Raw genomic sequence first — 21954 nt, 5'->3', positions numbered from 1 at the left:
TCGGCAAACAAGAAAAATGCAATAGAAGTTTCTCAAAAGAGGATTAACAAATTTATACGAGGAGGAAAGTTCTGATGAAAAAAATAGTGTGGCTTAGTTTTATGATAGGGTTTATGTTAATTGTTAGTGCTTGTTCAGATGATACATCTACAGGTGCGGAAAATAGTGAAGCAGGTTCTGGAGAAAAAACAACAGTATCAGTAGGCTATATGCCAAACTTTGCAAGTGTTAATACTGTAGTAGCTGGTATGCGTACGGGCGCTTTTGAAGAGCAAGACATTGAAGTAGAGTTAGTCGAATTTGCTGATGGGCCAACCATTATAGCTGCATTAGAATCGGGTAATTTAGATATTGGTTATATTGGTCCAGGAGCTCATGTTTTACCAATCCAAGGTAATTCCGTTATTTTTGCGTTTTCACAATTAGGTAATGCGGATGAAGTGATAGGCAATACGTCTGCTGGTGTAGAGACTATCGAAGATTTAGAAGGGAAAACGGTTGCAGTTGCTGCTGGAACTTCAAGTGAAACCATATTAGATTTAACTTTAGCCGAAGTTGGTTTAACAACAGATGATGTGGAATTAGTGAATATGGATGCTTCTGCAATTGTTACTGCTATGACATCAGGTAGTGTAGATGCAGCAGCAACATGGTCTCCAAACACCAATACGATAAAAAATGAATTAGGCGATAAGGCGATTATGCTATCCAATAATTCCCGTTATGCAGATATTTCACCATCCATTTCATCATGGGTAGTTAGTCCAGCTTATGCAGAGGAAAATAGAGATATCCTTTTACGTTATACAAAGGGTTTATTCAATGCAGCAGACTATAGAAAAGATCATTTAGATGAAGTAGCAGGCTGGGTTGCGGAAGAAATTGCTGTAAGTGAAGATTCTGTTTTAGAACAAACAGATGATGGAGAATGGCTCGGTAAAAACGAGATTTTAGAAATAATTGAAGAGGGTACAATGCAAGATTACTACCAAACTCAAAAAGAAAACTTCATTGAAGCAGGGAGTTTAACAGAAGAAGAAACATTATCTGTAGAAGATTACGTGTTATTTGATCTCATGACAGAAGCGGCTCAATGATAGGAGGTGTATTTGAATTACGATATTATATAAATATACGGATTATGATTACTATGAAATGTCTCTTTTTATTGTGAAATGAATTCTTCTTTAGTAATGTTATTATAAGGGTAAATTTGTAGAACAAGAGACGGATGGTTTGTATGCTTCTCATATTAATGCTATTTTTCATGATTATTTCAATAGTTATCTTAATTTTAAAACGAAATTTGGAAGCGTTTTTTGTGACAGGTATGACTTTTAGTCTATCTTTCATGATCATAGGTGTTTTTATTTATATTGCGAAAAAGGGGGGATTGCGAAGCGAAGCAATTGAATTCTTTTATATCAATGATCCAATAAGAATTTTTCTACAATATTATTTAATTGCCTTAGATGATCTTGGTTTTATGATGGCTCTTGGACGAATATTATTTCCGTTGTTTTTTTTATATGCGGCAACACGTTATGCAAAAAAATATAATGATAAGCCATGGAAAATTATCAATTGTATTATATGGATACCTCCTGTGCTATCACTATTAGGGTATTATCCCTCAATATTCACTGAATTTATTAGTAGTCGAACACTTTTAGAGCCATTATTGGTATTTTTTACGTTTGGATGGGTACTAATATATATCGGATTAGGTTTTTATTTATTATTTTCTGAACTAGTAAAAATACGTTTGAAAATTTTCCGAAAAGACTTTTCGTTCATTATCATGTTTTTTGTTTCAATCACTTGTATGTATCTACTATATTTCATACAAGATCCAATCCAAGTTTACCAATTTTATTCCATGAATGTGTATTGGATCAATGATATTTATTATATGACATCTGTACTTCCAGTAACTATATATCGAATCATAGTTGCGCTGAATATAATTTTCTCCATTTTAGGGTTCTATAGTATTTTACGCTATACAAGTGATATATTTGTAAATGACCAACAGCAAATCATCATTGAGAAAAAATTTGAAGCAGTAAATGATGGAACGTCCCTGTTTGTGCATAGTATTAAAAATCAATTATTGACGAATCGGATCTTAATAAAACGATTAAATGTTAATATTCAAGTAAATGATGAAGCAAGTTTATTAAAAACTGCTGAACAATTAAAAAATCAAAATGAGAATATGCTGCGACGGATGGAAGAACTTTATGATACTGTGAAATCTAAGGCGATTAGTTTAGTACCAGTTGGAGTAAAAGAAATACTAGAACAAGCCCTTGTCCGAACAAAAAATAAATATTCTTTAGAAATGGTTGATTTGGATATTCCAGAAGATATCACTATCTTTGCTGATCAAAAATATTTAAGCGAAGCTATATATAATCTCATTTTAAACGCTTACGAAGCTATTGAACAAACTGGTTCGAAAAATGGAAAAATAAGAATTAGCAGTTATCAAATCAAGAATGATACAGTTATCCAAGTAAAAGATAATGGAATTGGTATCAGAAAAACAAATCAAAAAGTGATAATGGATCCATATTTTTCTAGTAAAAATTCTAATCATAATTGGGGAATGGGTTTATATTATGTTAATTCCGTAATTAAAGATCATTTTGGACATTTAAAATATGAAAGTAGGTATGGGGAAGGAAGTACTTTCTATATATTACTCCCCAAATATAAGCCTCAAAAGAAGTGATATGTATGAATAACATAATAAGAATAATGATAGCTGAAGATTTTTCGGTGTTGTTAGAGGATTTAAAAGAAATCATAGAATCAACCAATGATATGCAAGTAGTAGCACTTGCTTCTAGTGGTGACGAAGCTATTAAACTAGCCAAAGAAGTATCATTCGATTTGGTGTTAATGGATATTGAGATGGAACATGCTCATGCAGGGGTTTGGGCTGCAGAGTGTATTCAAAAAATTAAACCAGATACAAAGGTTATTTTTCTAACAGCGCATGAGACGAAGGATATAATCTTAACAGCGATGGGAACGGGCGCCATAGACTATATGGTGAAGGGCCTGAATGATGAAGAAATGCTTGAACATATTCGTAAAGCTTATTATGGAAATCCGATGTTAGACAGCAAAATTCAACATCTAGTTTTTAGGGAATATCAAAGGTTACAAAAATCTGAGAAAAGCTTACTCTATTTTATTAATAATATTGCATCTTTAACACCTACAGAAAAGGAATTGATTGGATACTTGTTGGATGGGAATAAAATTAAAGAAATTGCGAATATAAGAGCGGTTGAAGTTGTGACAATAAAATCTCAGATTAATCGATTATTAAAAAAGTTAGATGTATCGAGGACAAAAGAGATTGTAAAAACCATAAATGAATTAAACCTACAACATTTATTCAAAGATACATTATTTAAATAGGAGGATATATATGTCTGAACAACAACCCAATATTGTATTTATAATGAGTGATGACCATGCTTCACATGCTATGAGCTGCTATGGCAGCCGCATTAATGAGACACCGCAACTCGACAGGATTGCAAATGAAGGAATGCGATTAGATAATTGTTTTTGTACGAATGCTATCTGTACACCAAGTCGAGCAAGCATCTTGACAGGTAAATATAATCATAAAAATGGTGTAAAAACACTAGGAGACGATTTTGATGGCCGGCAAATGTCTGTACAGGAGCTCTTAAAAAATAATAGTTACCAAACTGCGATGATTGGAAAGTGGCATTTAGGGCATGGAGGGCATGCCGATCCAAAACATTTTGATTATTGGACCGTGTTTCCTGGGCAAGGTGATTACCACGATCCAACTATGATTGAGATGGGAGAAGAGAAAAAAGTAAAAGGCTATGCAACAGATATTGTGACAGATAAATCGATGAAATGGCTTGATGAACGTGACACCAATAAGCCTTTTTTCTTAATGTGTCATCATAAAGCCCCGCATAGACCTTGGGATCCAGATGAGAAGCATCTTCACATGTATGAAGATATAGATATTCCAGAACCGGAAACATTTAATGATACGTATGAAGGGAAGGCAGAAGCTGTAAAGGAAGCAACGATGCGAATTGATCGTGACCTGCTTGAAAGAGATGTGAAAGGTACGCCGCCAGAAGGATTAAGCGAACAAGAAAGAAAAAGTTGGTTGTATCAACGATATATCAAAGATTATTTAAGGTGTGTTGCATCCATTGATGATAATGTAGGAAGGTTATTAGATTATTTGGATGAACACAATTTAACCGAGAACACGATCATTATTTATACTTCCGATCAAGGTTTTTTTCTAGGGGATCATGGCTGGTATGATAAACGTTTTATGTACGAGGAATCATTACGTATGCCTTTTATCATTCGTTATCCGAAATCTATTCCACAAGGAACCGTTTCCAAAGACTTTGCGCTTAATGTAGATTTTGCAGAAACGTTTCTGGATTACGCAGGTATTGATATCCCAGAAGAAATGCAAGGTAGAAGTTTGCGGCCCATTCTCGAACAGCATAGACCTGAGAATTGGCAGACTTCTATGTATTATCGCTATTGGGAGCATTTAAGTGTGGAACATCATGTGGGAGCGCATTACGGGATTCGAAATCATGATTATAAATTGATTTATTATTATGGTGAAGCATTAGGTGCAAGTAAAGCAATCGAGGAATATCGGGAACCGGAATGGGAGTTATTTGATTTAAATAAAGATCCATACGAAATGAATAATGTCTATCATGAGAAAAGCTATCAGCGAGTTGTAACAAAATTAAAGGAAGAGCTACAGCAATTGAAAGAACGTGTGGAAGATTTTGAATAGAATGGGCTTATGAAGATTCTTCGTAAGTGATCAATACTCGAGTATATATAAAAATCCCTCCAACACTGCGATAAACTATTCTAGAAAGGAGTACCAAATGACGAATATCAAAGATAAGATAACAGGCTTACAACATGTCGGGATACCAACCCAACGCTTGCAGGGCTCTATCGATTTTTATGAGAGTCTGGGATTTGAGTGTATTCATTCTGTCGAAAGTGGAGCGGATCATCCTACTGTGGTCTTTATGCAATTAAATGCTCTGATGATTGAATTGTACGAAGAGCCAAGCGAGGCGAAAGGTGCTTGATTGATCACATTGCTTTGAATGTGAAGGAGATAGGGTCTCTGTGGGAGATGATGAAAGCGAAGGGGTTTAAGATGATAACGGATGATATCGCGTATTTACCGTTTTGGGAGAATGGGATTCGTTATTTTATTGTTGAAGGGGTTAACGGGGAGAAGGTTGAGTTTTGTGAAGTGTTGGGGGAGTGAGGGGTGAATTTCGGAGGCTGTAAGGACTTTTGGTGAATTGCTTGAATGAAAAGAAAGAGGCGCAACTTTTGTATTCGTTGCGTCTCTTTCATAAGTTATACAATATGTCTAAAGTAGTGAAATGCACTAAGAAATAATTAAATTATCGTTGATTAAATTGTTTCTTATAAGATATTTTTGAGCATCTGGCAAAATACAGTTCTCAAGGTATTCCGGGTGTTCATAAAAATGCTTATAAATATCTTTTAATAAATTCTCTGAAACGTCAGGCAAAACCTCGACAGATTGTGTAATAACCTGTTGTCCATCGAATTCCATCTTCAAGAACCGATTGCTTGCAAAACCGTTACTCAAGAGTAGATCAAATACTAGTTCGCCTTTGTACTGGCTTGACTTGAGCTCATTTGCAATTAAGAATAATTTACTGAGAGGACTGATATAAGAAGTTGAAACTACTACCAGTTGATTGTCGCTGGGGAAATTCACTATATCATAACACTTCATAATAAGTACCTCCAATTTTTTAAGTGGCTGATCTAATGTATGGGTTTCAACACCGTTAAGCAAATCATTTTCAATCATATGTAGGTAAATAATTAAACCTTAATTATCCACATCAATTTCAACTTCTGTATTCAATGATACCTCATCATACACAAAACCATTGCTTTCTAATTGGTGAATTGTCCGATTATAGATATTTTCCTTTTGATCAGGATCATAGATTGTAATAAATACACAAAATTCTGTTTCTAGTTCTTTTTTTTCTCGCATATTTTCTTTTAAAATGTAATCTCTATATTGACTGTTTAGATATAAAAACCAATGCTTGTCATTGTTAATATGTTTTTTATTCGCCTCTGTAAACTCATTCAAGTCACAAGCATATTTTTTTACTGGATAGTATTTATCACCATATTTAATTAACGTTCTTTCATAATTGTAGCCTTCGTTCTCTTTTTGTTTTACTTTGGAATATAGACTTTCTAACAATATATTTTGAGAACCCTTTCTTTTTATTGGGTTAAAAATTGCTCTCTGCCCTTCAGCATCTTCTTTTTCATCAAAAGTTCCAAATTTTAATTCCATATTTGATTGACCATACTCAGACCCTAAGTCTTTTCTTAAATGTGGATCATAAACTAAAGTCACAATCATTCTTCCTTTAAAATATCCATCTTCAACTAAATTAGAAGGGTAAGGAAAATCCATGATATCAATCAATGTTCCTTTTCTTAGTGTTTCTCGAAGCATTAATGTTATGGAATGGTCATTTGGTTCATTAATAATTTGATATGCAGTACTTGGTTTGCCAAATCCCATCTTCTGCAAACAAGTTTCATCGTCTATATTTATTAATTCGCTATATCTAGCCGAATGGATGAGCATGGCCTTAAGCATCAATAGATCTTCTGATTCCGTTAGGCTTTTTAACTCAGAAATATTCTTGGCTATTTTAGGAGTAGAAAAGCTGGTTCCTGGTTCTTGCATTTTTTCACCATTAACTGATATTCCGATGCTATCAACCGTTTCATATTCTTCTCTACCTCTAGGTTCTTCATTTAATGCAAATAAATCTCCGCCATAGTGTACTACTTCTGGTTTGATGATATAAGATGGCCCTCTTCCAATTCTCGAATAGGGAGCAGGATGATCTTTCTTCGTTATATTAAACTTGTCAGTATTTCTATTTAGTGAACCTACTGTTATTGCTCTAACTGAATCAGCACCAATGCTCAATTTTCCGGGTTCACCACCAGTTAAGAACGCAATATCATTACCTGCAGATTTACAAATCAATACATTATAATGTTTTTGTATTCTATCTAATTCTATCGCAAAAGTTGAAAATTCATTCTCCTTAATTTCTCCTTGTATACTAATGGAAAGATTCCATATTTTTATCTCAGGGTTTTTTTCAATGGCCTTTTCTATATTATCTATTAAAATTTTTTCATCAATGTTCCAACTAGGAATTATTGGGACATCCATTATCTTACAACCTTCTAAAGAAAAATCTTCTGTCTTGTTAAGTTTATCTCCATGAACTAATAATGATGCTATATATGTTCCGTGTGCTTTATTTAATTCATCTTCATCATAAGTGCTTCCATTACCTTGAATTACCCAATCTTTAGTGTACTTATTTATTTCAACTCCTGAGTCCAGAAGGCCAATTAATGGATATTTTTTGGATTTATCAAAAGAAACTAAATTTGAAGAATCTAGATGAAATTTATCTACATCCAGAAAGCATTCCTGTATATAAAAAAATATGAAGGTAAGTGGGGCTAGAATCGATTGTACAAAAATAGAGCCCTCTTGGTACGATAGAGAGTGTCATCGCGATGACCTCGAAATTAGATACCAAGGAGGACTCCTACCATGGATTCTACACAAAATAATCGCTTAGAGCAAATCACAGACAAGACACTTATTATCGGAATAGACGTGGCCAAGGACAAACATGTCGCGCGTGCCATAGATGATCGTGGACGCGACCTGGCTAAACGATTGGTGTTTGAAAATAGTCTAACAGGTTTTCAATCATTGTTGGATTGGGCAGAGCATCTTGCTGAGCAACAACAGCGCCCCCATTTTATGTTTGGGATGGAACCAACAGGACATTACTGGCTCAACCTGGCTTATCATTTAAAGGCACAAGGGTTGCACGCTGTGGTTGTTAACCCAACGAAAGTCAAACGCACCAAAGAGTTGGATGATGACTCGCCAACGAAAAACGATACAAAAGATGCGAAAGTAATAGCACAGGTAGTGCGGGCAGGACGCTTTCATGAACCGATTTTACTGGAAGGTCTTTATGCTGAATTGCGGGAAGGGATGAAACTCCATGACATAATGGAGAAAGATTTGACATCTATAAAAGCGCAGGTACAGAATGCGCTAGATCGCTATTTCCCGGAGTTTACAACTGTTTTTAAAGACTGGACGAAGAAAACACCGATCCATTTCTTGAAAAAAGGTTATCTTCCCGTTGATATCGCCTCCTGTTCAGAAGAGGCTTTACTGGCGGAAATCAAAGAAGCGGCGAAGCGTGGCGTTGGAATCAAGCAAGCTCGATCCCTGAAACATGCGGCTGAAACGAGTGTAGGTATGACCGTTGGACTGACCATGGCACGAGAGGAAATCAGCTATTTAATCGATCAATATGTAGCTATAAAGGGACGTATCGAGGCTCATGAAGCACGATTGGAAGAACTTGTTCTCCAGGTGCCCGGTGCCCGTCAAATGATCGCGATAAAAGGGGTTGGTGTCATGACCGTTGCCGGGTTTTTCGCTGAAGTAGGAGATTTATCCAATTATCAAGATCCACGCCAAATCATTAAATTAGCGGGACTTAATCTGCAGCTGAACCAATCGGGCAAATTCAAGGGTCAAACAACGATTACGAAACGTGGTCGCCGTCGATTAAGATCTATACTGTACCTTGCCGCACGCCCTTTATCAGCTAATAACGAAGGTTTCAAACAGCTGCATCATTATTATAGAAATCGCCCGGACCATCCACTGACAGGCAAAGAATCGTTCGTAGCACTTGGCCGAAAGCTTATCAAGATCTTTTATGTCATGGGTACGCGCAACTGTGCATTCGATGGAGAACGCATGATGAGGGATATCCCTTCATTGAGATCCCTGCAGAAAGTAGCTTGATGAGACAGATTGCAGACAGAAACGCGTGAATGCTTGATACAGGCGAATGTAGGATAGCTTGTATAACAGGCTATGCCTCCACCAAAACCAAATAATGCATGATATACAGGAATGTGGCGTGATACAACAGAAAATACGCTGTCTATTTGTTTAAATTCGATGACATCGGAAGCACGGATTAGCCGGTCGGTATCTACTCCGTTAGGGCATAGACCCACTTAGAAAGCATATCCGGCATCCACACATGGTAAGGTTGAACAAAGGAATCTACGCGCACGACGCCGAGAAACATGGGAGGATCCACCGCCATGTTGAATGTGGAGATCCAAAGGTGCAATCATACGGTATATTTTACTTAGTTTTCATAAATATGGATGCTAAGTTCGTGAGGGGCTACTTATTATTTCCATACTTAACCCCCCGGGCGTATACTTTCCTTCACCTTAACCAGATAGCTTCACCAAATGTGGTAGAAAAAGATAGAAAAACAGCGATATTTTAAGGAAATCAAAATAAATTGAGGGAGGGAGACTCCGTTTCTTTTGTAGATTCAATGGATTTAACAGGTAGCTTTTTAATGAATTCCAATTTATCCACGGTGGTTTTTGGTATTTCTAAAACTTGAGTTCCCTTGCCGTAACTTGAACGCTTGAATTTGATGTTTTTTTCATTTAATTTTTGTTGAATCAAATTCCTAACCCTCATATTTACGTTTTCATCTAAAAAGTCCCAAAAAGTAACGTTGTACGTATTACTATCACTTTTTATTAATGTTGGTTCATATCTTTTAATATCCTCTATACCGGATATTGGAATATCGTTTTCACTAAACGAAGAAAAATTTTTAACTGCTTCATCCATTTGATCTAATGAATTTATTTGGACAACAATGTCATCAGACATGCTCATACCAATTTGAGTCGAGTGAGTGTAGTTATTAAACATATTAATTATTTTTTCTTGATGACTTTTTGCCTTAGCTTTGTCAATATAAGAAACTTGAAGAATTCTAGGCGCTTCATTAATTACTTCATCATTCCAATTTTTTTTCAGAGTGCCTAATTGGTTTAAAAGGAATTTTCCATGTTCAACTAAGTCTTCTCCAGATAGAGTGAAACTAGGCTTTTTCTTATTTCCTCCTCCAGGGACTTTAGCATTATCTTGATCCCTCTGACTGAAATTAATAATTGGATATTCATTATTATACATGTTCTTGCACTCCTTTCACTACATTTCTAACTTGTCTTAATGATACATCAAGGATTTCTGAAACTTCTTTTTGTGTTACGTTATATTTTAACATATCAGAAATCAACGCTTCTTTTTTTATATTTATCGTGGACTTACTTATTACTTGATAAACTATCTGAGAATACAGTAATTCATTTCTATTTGTAATCAATGCCTTTTTTGCTACCTTTTGTATCACATTTTTTATATCTGCGGGAGAAAAACCATCCATGATATTAGCGAGTTCTCTCATTTTTCTTTCATTATCAGTATAGTCACTTGGGAGTATCGATGAATACGCAATTATCATTTCTTTTCTTAAATCAAAATCAGGTTCTGTTAGAGATATTATTGTATCAAATCGTCTCCAAACGGCTTCATCCAGTAATTTAGAATGATTGGTTGCAGCGATAATAACACTATCGTCACTAAAAGCGTCTATATTTTGAAGGAGACTGTTTACTACTCTTTTTAATTCGCCAAGTTCATTTTTATCGTCTCTGACTTTAGCTAATACATCAAACTCATCTAAAAATAATATGCAAGATTGTTTGGCTGCAAATTCAAATACTTTTCTAATGTTTTTAGCTGTATTTCCCAACAAAGAGGAGATCATTGCGTCTAAACGGACGGTTATTAAAGGTAAATTAGTTTGCAAACTGATATATTTGGCTAATGATGTTTTTCCAGTTCCGGGTGGTCCGTGTAGCAATAGCCTATTATCTATTTCTAAACCGACCTCTAAAAAATCTTCCTTATTTTGAATAGATAACAAAAAAGTTTCTATTTCTTTTTCAATAATTGAATCAAAAAAAAGCACTTCTCTCGATTCTGTGGGAATGGTCACTTCAACCATTTCTAATTTACTATCTTTGTCAAATGGTTTGGCAGTTAAACTATCTAATGAACTCAATCTAGTGTTATTCGCAGTTAGAATACGATTTATTTTGTTTGAAATATTAATTTGACCTTCATTTTTTAATATTTCTGCAAGTTTATTGGAGTAGTTAATTACTTTTTGACTGTTATTATTTACTCCGCCTTCAATTAATTTTAATAACTCAGCGTACATTTTTTTCACCTCTTCGTTTCATTTTACGACATTTTCGTTATAATTCAAAGCATTTACAATACCTTTATAATGTAAAGATCACATTTTATATGGAGGATAATACCTTTATAATGTTGAAAAATACTTTTAAAATGTTGAAGTTAAAGGCAAGAGGGGCAGATATAAAGATAACAGGGGGCGCAACATATTGAGCTGCCACTAAACGGTTGTGTATATGCTTCGATTTTTATCGTGGTCTATGATTGGAGTGAAAGGACGAGCTTTTGGTGTGCAACATTTATGAACAGGTCTTTACATATGGACGGCTGTTCCTATCCTAGAATATACTGGAGTATATATATGCCTTTAACGATACCTGGTTTAGTTTCCTTGGCCATTTTCGTCGCAGTAGCGTCTTGGAATGATTTCTTGTGGCCGTTAATTATGACGAGTTCATCTGATTTACAAGTGGTGTCTATTGCTATTTCTAGTTTTGTTGGGGAGTATAATACCAATTATTCTTTGATGATGGCTGGGGCGGTTATATCGATTTTGCCTTTGATTATATTGTATTTAATTCTACAAAGATATTTTATTGAAGGTATCGCTTTAACAGGAGTAAAAGGCTAGTGAAAGGAGTAGAACAATGAATCAACCGAATGTTGTACTAATCATGACCGATCAACAAAGATGGGATGCGCTGGGCTGTTATGGTAATGAAGTGATCGAGACACCGAATTTAGATTGGCTGGCGTCACAAGGGACGATTTTTGAAAATGCTTACACACCTAGTCCATCTTGTGTGCCGGCAAGAGCTTCCCTGCTAACCGGTATGGATCCATGGAACACAGGAATTTTAGGAATGGGGATGGGACAAGGACCGATGGGTGTCAACTTTTCTCATACCTTACCTGGTGAACTAGCCAACGCGGGTTATCATACGCAGGGTATTGGGAAAATGCATTTTGATCCACAGCGATCCTTAAATGGCTTCCATCAGACAGTGCTGGATGAATCAGGAAGAGAATTTGACCCTGGCTTTCGCTCGGATTATAAACAGTGGTTTGATAAACATAAAACAGGAGATTATGGCATTACGGATCACGGTATTGGCTGGAATTCATGGATGGCCAGGCCCTATCATGCGCCGGAGTTCTTACATCCTACGAATTGGACCATTAATGAATCGATCCATTTTCTCGAACAGCGTCGTGACCCCAGCAAGCCTTTTTTCCTAAAGACATCATTCGCACGACCGCATTCTCCCTATGATGCACCAGCGTACTATTTTGATTTATATGCAAACAACGATGCTATACCTAAAGCAAAAGTTGGCAGTTGGGCTTCGAGACATGATGTAAAAGAAGAGGCTATGAATCCGGAGGCATGGCGGGGTGTGAGGAGCGAGCGTGATATTCATCGAGCAAGAGCTGGCTATTATGGTTCCATTCATCATATCGATCACCAGATTGGTAGACTACTAACTTATCTTAAGGAAAAGAACCTCTTTGACAATACGATGATTATTTTTCTTTCCGACCATGGCGATATGCTAGGTGATCACAATCTGTGGCGAAAAACCTATGCCTATGAGGGGTCTGCTCATATTCCGCTAATGATTAAATTGCCTGGACAAGCAGGAGCTACTGAAAAATCAGTAAGCGAACCTGTCCTGCTTCAGGATATTATGCCTACCATATTAGAGACGTTGTCATTAGAAGTGCCCGATACAGTGGACGGGCAAAGCTTATTGTCGTTAATGAAGGGCGAGCAAACAAATGGGCGGGAGTATGTGCATGGTGAACACAGCACGTGTTATGCCGAAGAGCAGGAGATGCAATATCTAACAGATGGAAGCATGAAGTATATTTGGTTCCCAAGAATAGGGGAGGAGCAGCTTTTCAACCTTGATGACGACCCTTATGAATTAGTTGATTTATCAGAAGTGGATGAGGCTCAAGTTACCTTAAGAGAATGGCGAAAGCGATTGGTTCACATTTTGGAGAAAAGAGATAAGGGATTGACGGAGAATGGCGAACTAGTATGTCAACAAGGCAGGCCTTTTTTAACCTCGCCTCATTATCAAGCAAGAATAGAGAGGTAGGTGAGAGACATCATGGTGATCAATGGTTGGGCGGGAACAGTCTATAAAATCACATCATACATTATGAAAGCAGCGTATGTAAATTTATTATGGATTCTTTTTTCGCTGCTAGGTTTGCTGATAGCAGGGATATTTCCTGCGACCATTGCTTTATTTACAGTGATGCGGAAGCTGATTTCGGGTGAAGATGTCCATATTCTAGCGGTATTTTGGCAAACTTACAAGTCTGTGCTGATGGAGGGTAATATGCTGGGCTATGCTTTGAGTGGTATCGGCGTCTTGCTGGTCGCTGATTTGTGGTTTCTCAGCCTGCAGAGTTCTGCATGGTCCAGTGTGCTTTATTATATATTAGTCGTATTGTTTGGCCTATATTTGTTGTTGCTAGTGAGCTTCTTTCCAGTGTATGTTCATTATGATTTAAGGCTGTTTGGCTATATTAAACAGGCGTTGTTTCTTGTGATACTGCGTCCGCTGCATTCATTATTAATGCTGTGTTCCTTAGTCGCAGTTTGGGTGATGATGTATTTTTCTCCTGGGCTTATTCTGTTTTTTGGGGTAAGTGCTTCGGCATATTTGTTGATGTTCGTGGCGCTTGGGAATTTTTCGGCTTTGAGGAGGAAGGTTTTGTAGGGGGGCATGACGAAATAGGGATTCTTATAGAGGTGTTTGCTTAGAATTTTTCCAAATGGAGAGACAATGAGCAAGAAGGTGAAGCAGTCGAATGTTTTGTTCGGCTGCTTTTTGGAGTAGGAATGATATTGTTTTATTGAATAAAGGCTATAAAAGATGGTAAAAAAAAGCAACCCTACAGGTACAGGATACAGATAAAATAACATACTTATCATGGTATACAAATCTGGGGAACTGCATAATATAAACTAACTTAAACAGTGGAGGTTGCAGCCTTATGAATAAAGAAGAATGGCGAAAATCTTGGATAGACAATATTAAACATACAAATTGGGAAGAAAAGTCCTTTTTGGTCAATAAGGTACAATTTGATGGTCCGATAAACACCCTGCATCGATTAGCTCCAGAGGTTCTACGAATAATAAAAAAACCTATCAAATAGGTTTTTTATTTGTACATATATTTTTTCAGCTTTGTCATGATTAAGTCATTGTTAAAGTCTTCTTTTTCAACCTTGAAATTCTTTTGCGCAGCCTCCCGATAAGACTGCATTAACTCTTGTTTACGCTTATTTCTATATTGATTATCCATCGATTGTTCTGAACGTTCTTTTAAGGATTGTACCATAGTAATCACACTCCTTTTATTTCATTATATTACAAAGTTAAATTATTGTAAATGCTCACGTTTGATCAGGAGGAATCATCGATATGCTATCACAAATAATACGAGCTATTTCTAACAATGATTGGATGATTTTTACGTCAAAATCTGTAAATTCGTATTCTGAGCTGCTTAATAGGATGTATAACTCTGCTCCTAGTTCCAGTTCTTCTTGATACAACATTAGAATATTACTGCCAAATATAGTCCTATTCCTGATTAGTACGTTATCATTTTCCTGGGTTTTAAGAGTATCCATTAAACGCTTTAGTCGTTTATCGTCAAAGTTTTCCCCATTTCCAGCGTCTATCCATTCAAAATGGAGATTCGTTTTTAATTCGTCGTTAAAGAATACTTCATAGGAATGGAAAAGATGCTCAATAACCTCCCTATAGGGTATCCCGTCTTTTTGGTGGAATTTACCTATAAAGTAGTTATCCTCTTTAAGTACATTTTCTAGGAAGTGCAATTGATTGAATTGCTTATCTTGTATCTTAGCAATCTCTGTAGCTTTTTCCGCGAATTCTATTTCAAATTGCATCACTTTAACCCTTCGCAAAGGAATAGCAATGATGATCGTGGCTAAAAAGAGACCAAAACAAACTACCATTAAAAAGCGTATAATCGCTAACACGAAAGGAGTGAAAATGACACTGAGTAAATCATTTCCACTTTTTATCTGACCCATATCTTGATGATAGTAATATCCTTTAATGGCGTATATTAATCCCATAATAATAAATAATGTGATCAAACTGTAGTAGATAATATTTCTGTTTTTGGTGAAATATTGTATGATTTTCTTCAAATTATCTCCGCATTTCTTTTATATTCTTCAGTTACATGAAATAGAGGCTATGGGATAAGCTTTGTTTCAATGGCCCAATGATAATGTATCATCTAGTTAGAGCTACAGCATTAACAGCTATGATTACAGATTTAATTACATTATTTCCTTACCCAATTTTTTGAGTTATATATAATGCTGTCAAATGATAAGTAATTCACACTTGTCTGATTCTATTTTTGTAACGTAATTATACAATGAATGAATCAATATTCCTATGCATTCGACAAAAATAGTGCTTTTTCGATAGTGCAAACCTTGTTGTAGACATCGTTTGGGTTGAAAATAAGCAGAGCTATATAGTTGGTGAAATAGTGGAGGATGCTACTTTATATTTGTTTTTTTCAAAATCAACAAAAAATAACATGCTGTAAAAGAAAACGAAAATAGTTTATCCTTAAAAAAGGTTTGTACTATTTTTCGCTTAGTTTCTATTGGAACCATCCACTAGTCGCGCCAACCCCATTCTTAAAACATCCTTATGAAGAGATTGTTTAAAAATTGTTGAAGTAACTCCATAAAAACAGGAAGGTGTTGATATTCATGCAAAAACAAGCGTTACCCTTTACACAAGTAAAAATAACCGATCCATTTTGGCAGCCCAGACTACAGACCTTTAAGGATATTACCTTACAGGCTTGTATAGAAAAGTGTGAAAGTACAGGCAGAATAGCTAATTTTTCAAAAGCTGCTGGTCATGAGAGTGGGGAATTTGAGGGGATCTTTTTTAATGATTCGGATGTATATAAGGTGTTAGAAGGTGCGTCTTATTCCTTAATGAATCATCCCGATGAACAGCTTGAACAGAAAGTAGACCAAATAGTGGATGAAATCGCCGCAGCGCAGCAAGAAGATGGTTACTTATTATGCTATTTCATTTTAAATCATCAAGACCAGCGCTGGACGGATATGGATAAGCATGAAATGTATTGTGGTGGACATCTCATAGAGGCGGCGGTTGCTTACTACCAAGCAACAGGAAAAAGTAAACTGTTAGATGTGGCGTGTAAATTAGCGGATCATTATGATCACACGTTTGGTCCAGGGAAACGGAATTGGGTACCAGGCCATCCAGAGATTGAGTTGGCGCTAGTGAGACTGTATCAATTAACAGAAGAAGACCGATATTGGAAGTTAGCATACTGGCTATTGGAACAAAGAGGGCATGGTTACGGAGAAGGTGCTATTTGGGATCGGGAAGATTGGGGACCGGCTTATTGTCAGGATGATAAGCCAGTGCGGGAAATAACAGAGGTCAAGGGACATGCGGTAAGGGCTATGTACTTATACACCGCTATGGCCGATGTGGCAAAAGTAACGAAAGATTCGGATTATTTACGCAGTATGGATGCTGTATGGCATAGTATTGTCGATCGGAACATGTATATTACAGGTGGAATTGGACCATCTCGGCATAATGAAGGTTTTACGGAAGATTATGACTTACCAAATGAAAGCGCTTATTGCGAAACGTGTGCGTCTGTTGGGATGGTATTTTGGAATCACCGCATGCATTTATTACACGGTGATAGTAAATATATAGATGTGCTGGAAAGAGCGATGTATAACGGAGCACTAGCTGGCTATTCTTTGTCGGGGGATACATTTTTCTATGAAAATCCACTAGAATCAGATGGCAGTCATCATCGTGTGGCATGGTTTGATACCTCTTGTTGTCCAACGCAAATATCTCGGTTTATTCCTTCAATCGGTCAGTATGTTTATACATACGCAGAGAAGGAGGTTTGGGTGAATCTATTTATGGAAAGTAAAAGCACCATTCCATTACCAGAAGGATCCCTCCGTTTACATCAGAAAACGAGTTATCCATGGGATGAAAAAGTGGAAATTAGTATAGAAACACAACAACCATGTGACATAAGCCTAAATATCCGTGTTCCGGGCTGGTGTAGGACCTTGAAGTTATTTTACAATGATCAGCTAGTGGATGATTATGTCATGGAGAAAGGCTATATTTCATTAAATCGTCATTGGCAGAACGGAGATAAGCTAACGATCTATTTTGATATGCCTGTAGAAACAATGAAGGCACATCCTTTAGTGAAAGAGAATGTTGGAAAAATAGCACTCCAGAGAGGACCGTTGGTATATTGCGTAGAACAGACGGATAATCAGCTGCCTGTCGAGAACATCGCCGTTCAGGAAGATACTAGTTACGTACTAGAGGATAAGTTGGAATGGTTAAATGGGGGCGTTTTGTTGAAGGGGATAAATAAGAATTCAGGAGTATCCTTCAGCGCTATTCCTTATTATGCTTGGGATAACCGAGAGGCGGGTTCTATGAAGGTTTGGTTGCCTTGTGTGGAAGGGGAGAAGTTGTATGGGAGGTAGTGGTGAAGCGAAGAGTAAAATGAGTTTTAGGGATCGAGAATCTATCTACAGCTTGGATTAAAGTGACATTTTATTATATGTAATGGAAAACTTTTTAAAAGAAATAGCTAACACTTCTATGTCTCACAAGAACAGTTTAGTGAAGTGTTGGTTTTATATACTTTTTGAGTATTAGATACAAAAATCGGTCAATCATTTATTATGGATGATGGACCGAAATAGCATGTGCATTATATGTGAAAGAAATTGTAGGGGCCAAATAAGAAATAGTCTTACTTTGCCTTCAAGTAAGTTTTCCCGTCAAGCTGTTCTACTTTCTTCTCTTTCATCAGTTTACCAAGAGCACGTTTGAATGCTGCTTTACTGATGTGAAATGTGTCACGGATATCTTCAGGGTCACTTTTGTCGGAAAACGGAATCACGCCATCGCTTTTCTCTAGTCGCGCCAATATCATATCGGCATCTTCACCCATGCTGTATTTTTTTAATGGTCGGAGAGATACATTTACTGTGCCATCAGGTTTCACTTCAATAACACGGCCTTGCACTCGTTCACCTAAACGTGGCTCTTCTTTTCGTTCCGTGTGATGGATGAATCCACGGTATCCCTCATCCGTTATACATGCAGCACCTTCTCTATCTGTGCGATAGATGCGGCCATGGATGGTCGCATTCAATAGGTCATCGGGTGCTAACTCAAATATTCTTGAGAGAATGCTTTCTGTTGCAGGGAGGGCAAGAAGGCGTCCTTTCCGGTCTTTGCCTAATGAAACGTAAAGTTTATCACCAATGATGGGCCAGACGTTTTCGAACAATGGCAAATCATCTTTTGATACAAGGATTTCTTTTGCAATACCAATGTTCACAAATACACCTAGGTGTGGCAGGACTTCTACTACTTCAGCCCAGCCATACCTATCGATTTGAATCGTTGGTAATTGTGTCGTTGCCACGGTCTGTCCTTTTTTATCCTGATAAAGAAAAACATCAACAGATTGTTCAGCCTCAAGTTCTGCGTCCGTTTCATTATGGTGCAGGAGGATGTCGTTTTCTAAAACATAACCAGTATCGATTTGTCGTAGTACCTCTAGTGTTTGGATGGTACCTATGTGCTCATTCATAGTAAGACCTTCTTTCATATGTATTGGAAAAGGGGTACTCTTGCGATAAGAGTACCCCTTTGATTGATAAAGCAACACATAAGATTTATGATTTTATTTATATCCCGAATCATTCGGGTGGGAAATTTTATTAATAGAATTTCACTTTACCGCGGTAATTATCCCACTGGGATTTTCTAACTTAAGCAACGTAAGCCCTACCTGCTCTTACGTCCTTGCGACCCCTTAGTCGCGCCAGTGTGAATAAGTATTTTCAAAAATATGAGTAGAATACCAGCTACACTTATTTGTTACTTTAGTTTGTTAACTTTGTTATCATCTCATATATGGAGAGGGATGTCAAGGGGGCTCTATGTGGTGGAGAGGCCTGGAAGAGTTTATAGATAATAATCCACCTTGTATTATTGCTGTATTTTATTTTTGAATAGGATAGGAGAAGAAACTTAAAAGAATGACATTCCATCAGGAGTTGGAATGTCATTCTGTTTAATTATGTAGTTTAGAGTGATATGAACGAAGAGGTTTTTTTCTTATCAGACCTTGTTCAAATAAGTCCACTTATCGTGGTGTTTTCATAGCCAATTAAGATGCTTTATTACTTACATAAAGAATTCTTCTGAAAAAAATGTCTACCTGTCAATCATCCGTCAAAATCACTTCCACATTCTCTTCCTTACAAGTGTTCAAGAATTCCTCGTCTATATCACTATTGGTAATCACCGTATCGATTTCACTTACATGACATAACTCTAAGAAATCTGGCTCGCCTACTTTGGAGCTATCTACTAATACAATCACTTTTTTAGCTTTTTTAATTACGGATTTTTTAATCATTAGTTCATCAACACTAGAGGTAGTTAGAATGCCATTAGGTGTTATTTTGGGGACGCCGATAAAGGCAACGTCAAAATTCATTGAGTTGATCATTAATTCGGCAAAATGCCCTTTACTTGTACCAGTCTCTTTTTCTAAGTCACCACCAATAAACACGACTTGCAAGTTTGGTCGGTTGTTTAATTCAACAGCTGTGGATAATGTACCAGTAACAATTAATAGTCTTTTTTCGTTTGGGATGGAATGGGCAAGGCAATAACCAGTAGTACTGGAATCAATGAATATCTTATTTCCATCACTAATAAAAGAGAGTCCGGCTTCGGCAATTTTTTCTTTTTTTTCTCGATTCATTAATATTCTTAATTCATAGGGGCGTTCAGCGAGTATTTTATCCGAGTGTATGATGGCTCCTCCATGTGACCTGATAGCGATTTGTTTAGTGGCTAATTCGTCTAAATCCCTTCGGACTGTCATTTCTGTCACATTAAACATTCTTGATAAATTGCTTACTTCCACTCTTCCTTTTTCATGTAATATTCTTTCTATTTCTTTTAATCTCTCTTCTCGTAACATTAAGATTCCTCCCAGAATACTCGATCTTATTATCATTATAGCTATTAATAAAGATATTCACAACAATTATGTTTTAAATTGTTCGTTTATGTTTATTTAAAAAATAATATATTGACACAAACGAAAATATACTTTACTATAATGAATAATAAATAGTATAAAGCTTCAAAAAAAGGAGGTTGATTGTATATGTCGTTAAAGTGGTTTTATTAGTTTTTTGTGCATAGAGGTAACGTTTATGAATGAAGAAGATGAAAAGCAAACAGTTATTGCATATTAAGTAAGCGTTTTATTCCTTGAGCTAATTGAAAGAAATTATTATTTATAAGGAGTGGCATATATGTCTAATTATTCAATGGTGAAAGATATTAATTCTGCTGAATTTGAAAGATTCGGAAAGGTCATTGAGATTCCAAACACATCCCCACCCAAAACAGGGGATGGTTGGGATTGTTGGAATTACATTGCGATGTTGGATGTTTCAGAACCTATCGGAATGGGATTAGTTAATACCAAAGAACGGGAACTTTTAGTAGATTCCATGGAACGTCATGTCAGCAGGGAAGAGTTATTAATTGCTTTAGATAATGAAATAATACAACCTGTAGCTATTTGTCAGGATATTAATGATCCAGATGAAGAGCCTGATGTCGCGACCGTTCAATGTTTTCGGATTAAACCTGGACAAGGCATAGTCATTAATAAAGGAGTTTGGCATAGTCCTGCTTATCCAGCCAATAAAGATTGTACGTATCTATTTGCGATTGAAAAGAAACCAGATAAATTTGGGGATGAAATGGTGAATCCTTGGGTTCCTTTTATGGATGGAAAGACGGTAGAAATGAAATTTTAACAGTCGAATACAAGAGAGGTATCCAGCCTCTCTTCACATTTTACAACACAAAATGCCATGCAATCATAACTATATAAAGGGAGGAATACGTGTTATGAAGAATCGAAACATGGGTTTACTAATATTTTTAATTCCGATAGGTGTTGCTGTCAATTTTGTTGGTGGTCAAATTGCCGTATTACTTAAGTTGCCTCTATTTTTAGATACGATAGGAACATTTACAATCGGAGCTATTGCTGGACCTATCCCGGGTATCATTGTTGGTTTGCTTACTTGTTTGAGTATCTCGATTACGAATCCACAATCTTTATTTTACGTCATTAATTTTATGTTAATGGGGTTTTTAGCGGGATACTTGGGTAGAAAGGGGTTTTTTACTACCATTCCAAAAACCATTGGAGCTGGAGCAATCATGGGAATGCTTGTTGGAATATCAGGAAGCTTGATTTCTTATTTCTTATTTAATGGATTTGGTGTCAGTGGAACAGGTGTATTCGGAGGAATTTTGATGGGATCTGGAGTACCAGTATGGGCTAGTGCTTTTATATCAAATATGTCTGTAGATATTATTGATAAGGCTCCTACTGCTTTGGTGGCTTATTTAATCATTAGGAATATACCACAGAAAACACTTGTTAAGCTTCCAAACGGTAATGTCTTTTTAAATGCTTACAAAAAATAAAATGCCT

At 36.4% G+C, this 21954-nt stretch carries 22 protein-coding genes; 14 read left to right on the top strand and 8 right to left on the bottom strand.

The features are described from left to right. The first annotated feature begins 74 nt into the window (after positions 1-74). From E0E32_RS18510 to E0E32_RS22520, 6 genes are all read left to right on the top strand, one after another. Positions 75-1097 carry an ABC transporter substrate-binding protein gene (locus tag E0E32_RS18510; protein ID WP_130860436.1) on the top strand — a complete coding sequence of 341 codons (1023 nt, stop codon included), beginning with the start codon at positions 75-77 and terminating at the stop codon, positions 1095-1097. Between the two features lie 170 nt (positions 1098-1267). After that, the gene (locus E0E32_RS18505) at positions 1268-2737 is read left to right on the top strand and encodes an ATP-binding protein (RefSeq protein WP_165445079.1); all 1470 of its coding nucleotides are present in this window, start codon (positions 1268-1270) and stop codon (positions 2735-2737) included. A gap of 5 nt (positions 2738-2742) precedes the next feature. Further along, the gene (locus E0E32_RS18500) at positions 2743-3435 is read left to right on the top strand and encodes a response regulator transcription factor (protein ID WP_130860434.1); all 693 of its coding nucleotides are present in this window, start codon (positions 2743-2745) and stop codon (positions 3433-3435) included. Positions 3436-3445: 10 nt separating this feature from the next. Then, positions 3446-4840 (top strand): sulfatase family protein, encoded by a 1395-nt coding sequence (locus tag E0E32_RS18495; protein WP_130860433.1) that lies wholly within the window; start codon positions 3446-3448, stop codon positions 4838-4840. Between the two features lie 97 nt (positions 4841-4937). Further along, positions 4938-5150: a VOC family protein gene (locus E0E32_RS22525; protein WP_207302300.1), complete on the top strand. Its 213-nt coding sequence runs from the start codon at positions 4938-4940 to the stop codon at positions 5148-5150. A gap of 47 nt (positions 5151-5197) precedes the next feature. Next, the gene (locus E0E32_RS22520) at positions 5198-5335 is read left to right on the top strand and encodes a hypothetical protein (protein ID WP_207302299.1); all 138 of its coding nucleotides are present in this window, start codon (positions 5198-5200) and stop codon (positions 5333-5335) included. A 126-nt stretch (positions 5336-5461) separates the two neighbouring features. Here E0E32_RS22520 and E0E32_RS18485 read toward each other — a convergent pair whose 3' ends face one another. Then, positions 5462-5917, bottom strand: a complete 456-nt coding sequence (locus E0E32_RS18485) for a type II toxin-antitoxin system RnlB family antitoxin (protein ID WP_130860432.1) — start codon at positions 5915-5917, stop codon at positions 5462-5464. Between the two features lie 21 nt (positions 5918-5938). Next, a complete protein-coding gene (locus E0E32_RS18480) occupies positions 5939-7513 on the bottom strand; it encodes a S8 family peptidase (RefSeq protein ID WP_286172030.1) in 1575 nt (524 codons plus the stop codon). Between the two features lie 207 nt (positions 7514-7720). Between E0E32_RS18480 and E0E32_RS18475 the strand changes: the two genes are divergently transcribed. Further along, on the top strand, positions 7721-9007 hold the full coding sequence (locus E0E32_RS18475) for an IS110 family RNA-guided transposase (protein WP_130859896.1): 1287 nt from the start codon (positions 7721-7723) through the stop codon (positions 9005-9007). A 507-nt stretch (positions 9008-9514) separates the two neighbouring features. Here E0E32_RS18475 and E0E32_RS18470 read toward each other — a convergent pair. Both E0E32_RS18470 and E0E32_RS18465 read right to left on the bottom strand, forming a co-directional pair. Continuing rightward, positions 9515-10216, bottom strand: coding sequence for a hypothetical protein (locus E0E32_RS18470; protein WP_130860430.1), 702 nt, complete (start codon positions 10214-10216; stop codon positions 9515-9517). Then, on the bottom strand, positions 10209-11309 hold the full coding sequence (locus E0E32_RS18465) for an AAA family ATPase (protein ID WP_130860429.1): 1101 nt from the start codon (positions 11307-11309) through the stop codon (positions 10209-10211). Before E0E32_RS18465 ends, E0E32_RS18470 begins: the two co-directional genes overlap by 8 nt. 279 nt (positions 11310-11588) lie before the next feature. Here E0E32_RS18465 and E0E32_RS18460 point away from each other — a divergent pair, with 279 nt between their 5' ends. From E0E32_RS18460 to E0E32_RS22380, 4 genes are all read left to right on the top strand, one after another. Then, the gene (locus E0E32_RS18460; protein WP_130860428.1) at positions 11589-11918 is read left to right on the top strand and encodes a carbohydrate ABC transporter permease; all 330 of its coding nucleotides are present in this window, start codon (positions 11589-11591) and stop codon (positions 11916-11918) included. Positions 11919-11934: 16 nt separating this feature from the next. After that, complete coding sequence (locus E0E32_RS18455; RefSeq protein ID WP_130860427.1) at positions 11935-13392, top strand: arylsulfatase; 1458 nt, start codon at positions 11935-11937, stop codon at positions 13390-13392. Between the two features lie 12 nt (positions 13393-13404). Further along, positions 13405-14022 carry a YesL family protein gene (locus tag E0E32_RS18450; RefSeq protein ID WP_130860426.1) on the top strand — a complete coding sequence of 206 codons (618 nt, stop codon included), beginning with the start codon at positions 13405-13407 and terminating at the stop codon, positions 14020-14022. A 277-nt stretch (positions 14023-14299) separates the two neighbouring features. Beyond that, positions 14300-14464: a hypothetical protein gene (locus E0E32_RS22380; RefSeq protein WP_165445078.1), complete on the top strand. Its 165-nt coding sequence runs from the start codon at positions 14300-14302 to the stop codon at positions 14462-14464. A 5-nt stretch (positions 14465-14469) separates the two neighbouring features. On the opposite strand, the gene E0E32_RS18445 is transcribed toward E0E32_RS22380, so the two are convergent. Both E0E32_RS18445 and E0E32_RS18440 read right to left on the bottom strand, forming a co-directional pair. Further along, on the bottom strand, positions 14470-14649 hold the full coding sequence (locus E0E32_RS18445; RefSeq protein WP_130860425.1) for a hypothetical protein: 180 nt from the start codon (positions 14647-14649) through the stop codon (positions 14470-14472). A gap of 55 nt (positions 14650-14704) precedes the next feature. Then, positions 14705-15493 (bottom strand): hypothetical protein, encoded by a 789-nt coding sequence (locus E0E32_RS18440; RefSeq protein ID WP_130860424.1) that lies wholly within the window; start codon positions 15491-15493, stop codon positions 14705-14707. Between the two features lie 582 nt (positions 15494-16075). Here E0E32_RS18440 and E0E32_RS18435 point away from each other — a divergent pair. Then, on the top strand, positions 16076-17884 hold the full coding sequence (locus E0E32_RS18435) for a glycoside hydrolase family 127 protein (RefSeq protein WP_130860423.1): 1809 nt from the start codon (positions 16076-16078) through the stop codon (positions 17882-17884). Positions 17885-18156: 272 nt separating this feature from the next. On the opposite strand, the gene E0E32_RS18430 is transcribed toward E0E32_RS18435, so the two are convergent. After that, positions 18157-19005: a CvfB family protein gene (locus E0E32_RS18430; protein WP_066190889.1), complete on the bottom strand. Its 849-nt coding sequence runs from the start codon at positions 19003-19005 to the stop codon at positions 18157-18159. 636 nt (positions 19006-19641) lie between these two features. Continuing rightward, the gene (locus E0E32_RS18425; protein ID WP_165445077.1) at positions 19642-20412 is read right to left on the bottom strand and encodes a DeoR/GlpR family DNA-binding transcription regulator; all 771 of its coding nucleotides are present in this window, start codon (positions 20410-20412) and stop codon (positions 19642-19644) included. Between the two features lie 340 nt (positions 20413-20752). On the opposite strand from E0E32_RS18425, the gene E0E32_RS18420 reads away from it, so the two are divergent. Together E0E32_RS18420 and E0E32_RS18415 are read left to right on the top strand one after the other, a co-directional pair. Beyond that, positions 20753-21265, top strand: coding sequence for an ureidoglycolate lyase (locus tag E0E32_RS18420; RefSeq protein WP_130860421.1), 513 nt, complete (start codon positions 20753-20755; stop codon positions 21263-21265). A gap of 94 nt (positions 21266-21359) precedes the next feature. Beyond that, positions 21360-21947, top strand: coding sequence for a hypothetical protein (locus E0E32_RS18415; protein ID WP_130860420.1), 588 nt, complete (start codon positions 21360-21362; stop codon positions 21945-21947). The last annotated feature ends 7 nt before the right edge of the window (positions 21948-21954 follow it).

Origin of the sequence: Gracilibacillus phocaeensis, from assembly GCF_900626275.1 — a bacterium.
Taxonomy (GTDB): Bacteria; Bacillota; Bacilli; order Bacillales; family Amphibacillaceae; genus Gracilibacillus; species Gracilibacillus timonensis.
This window is presented reverse-complemented; position numbering and strand designations above follow the sequence as displayed.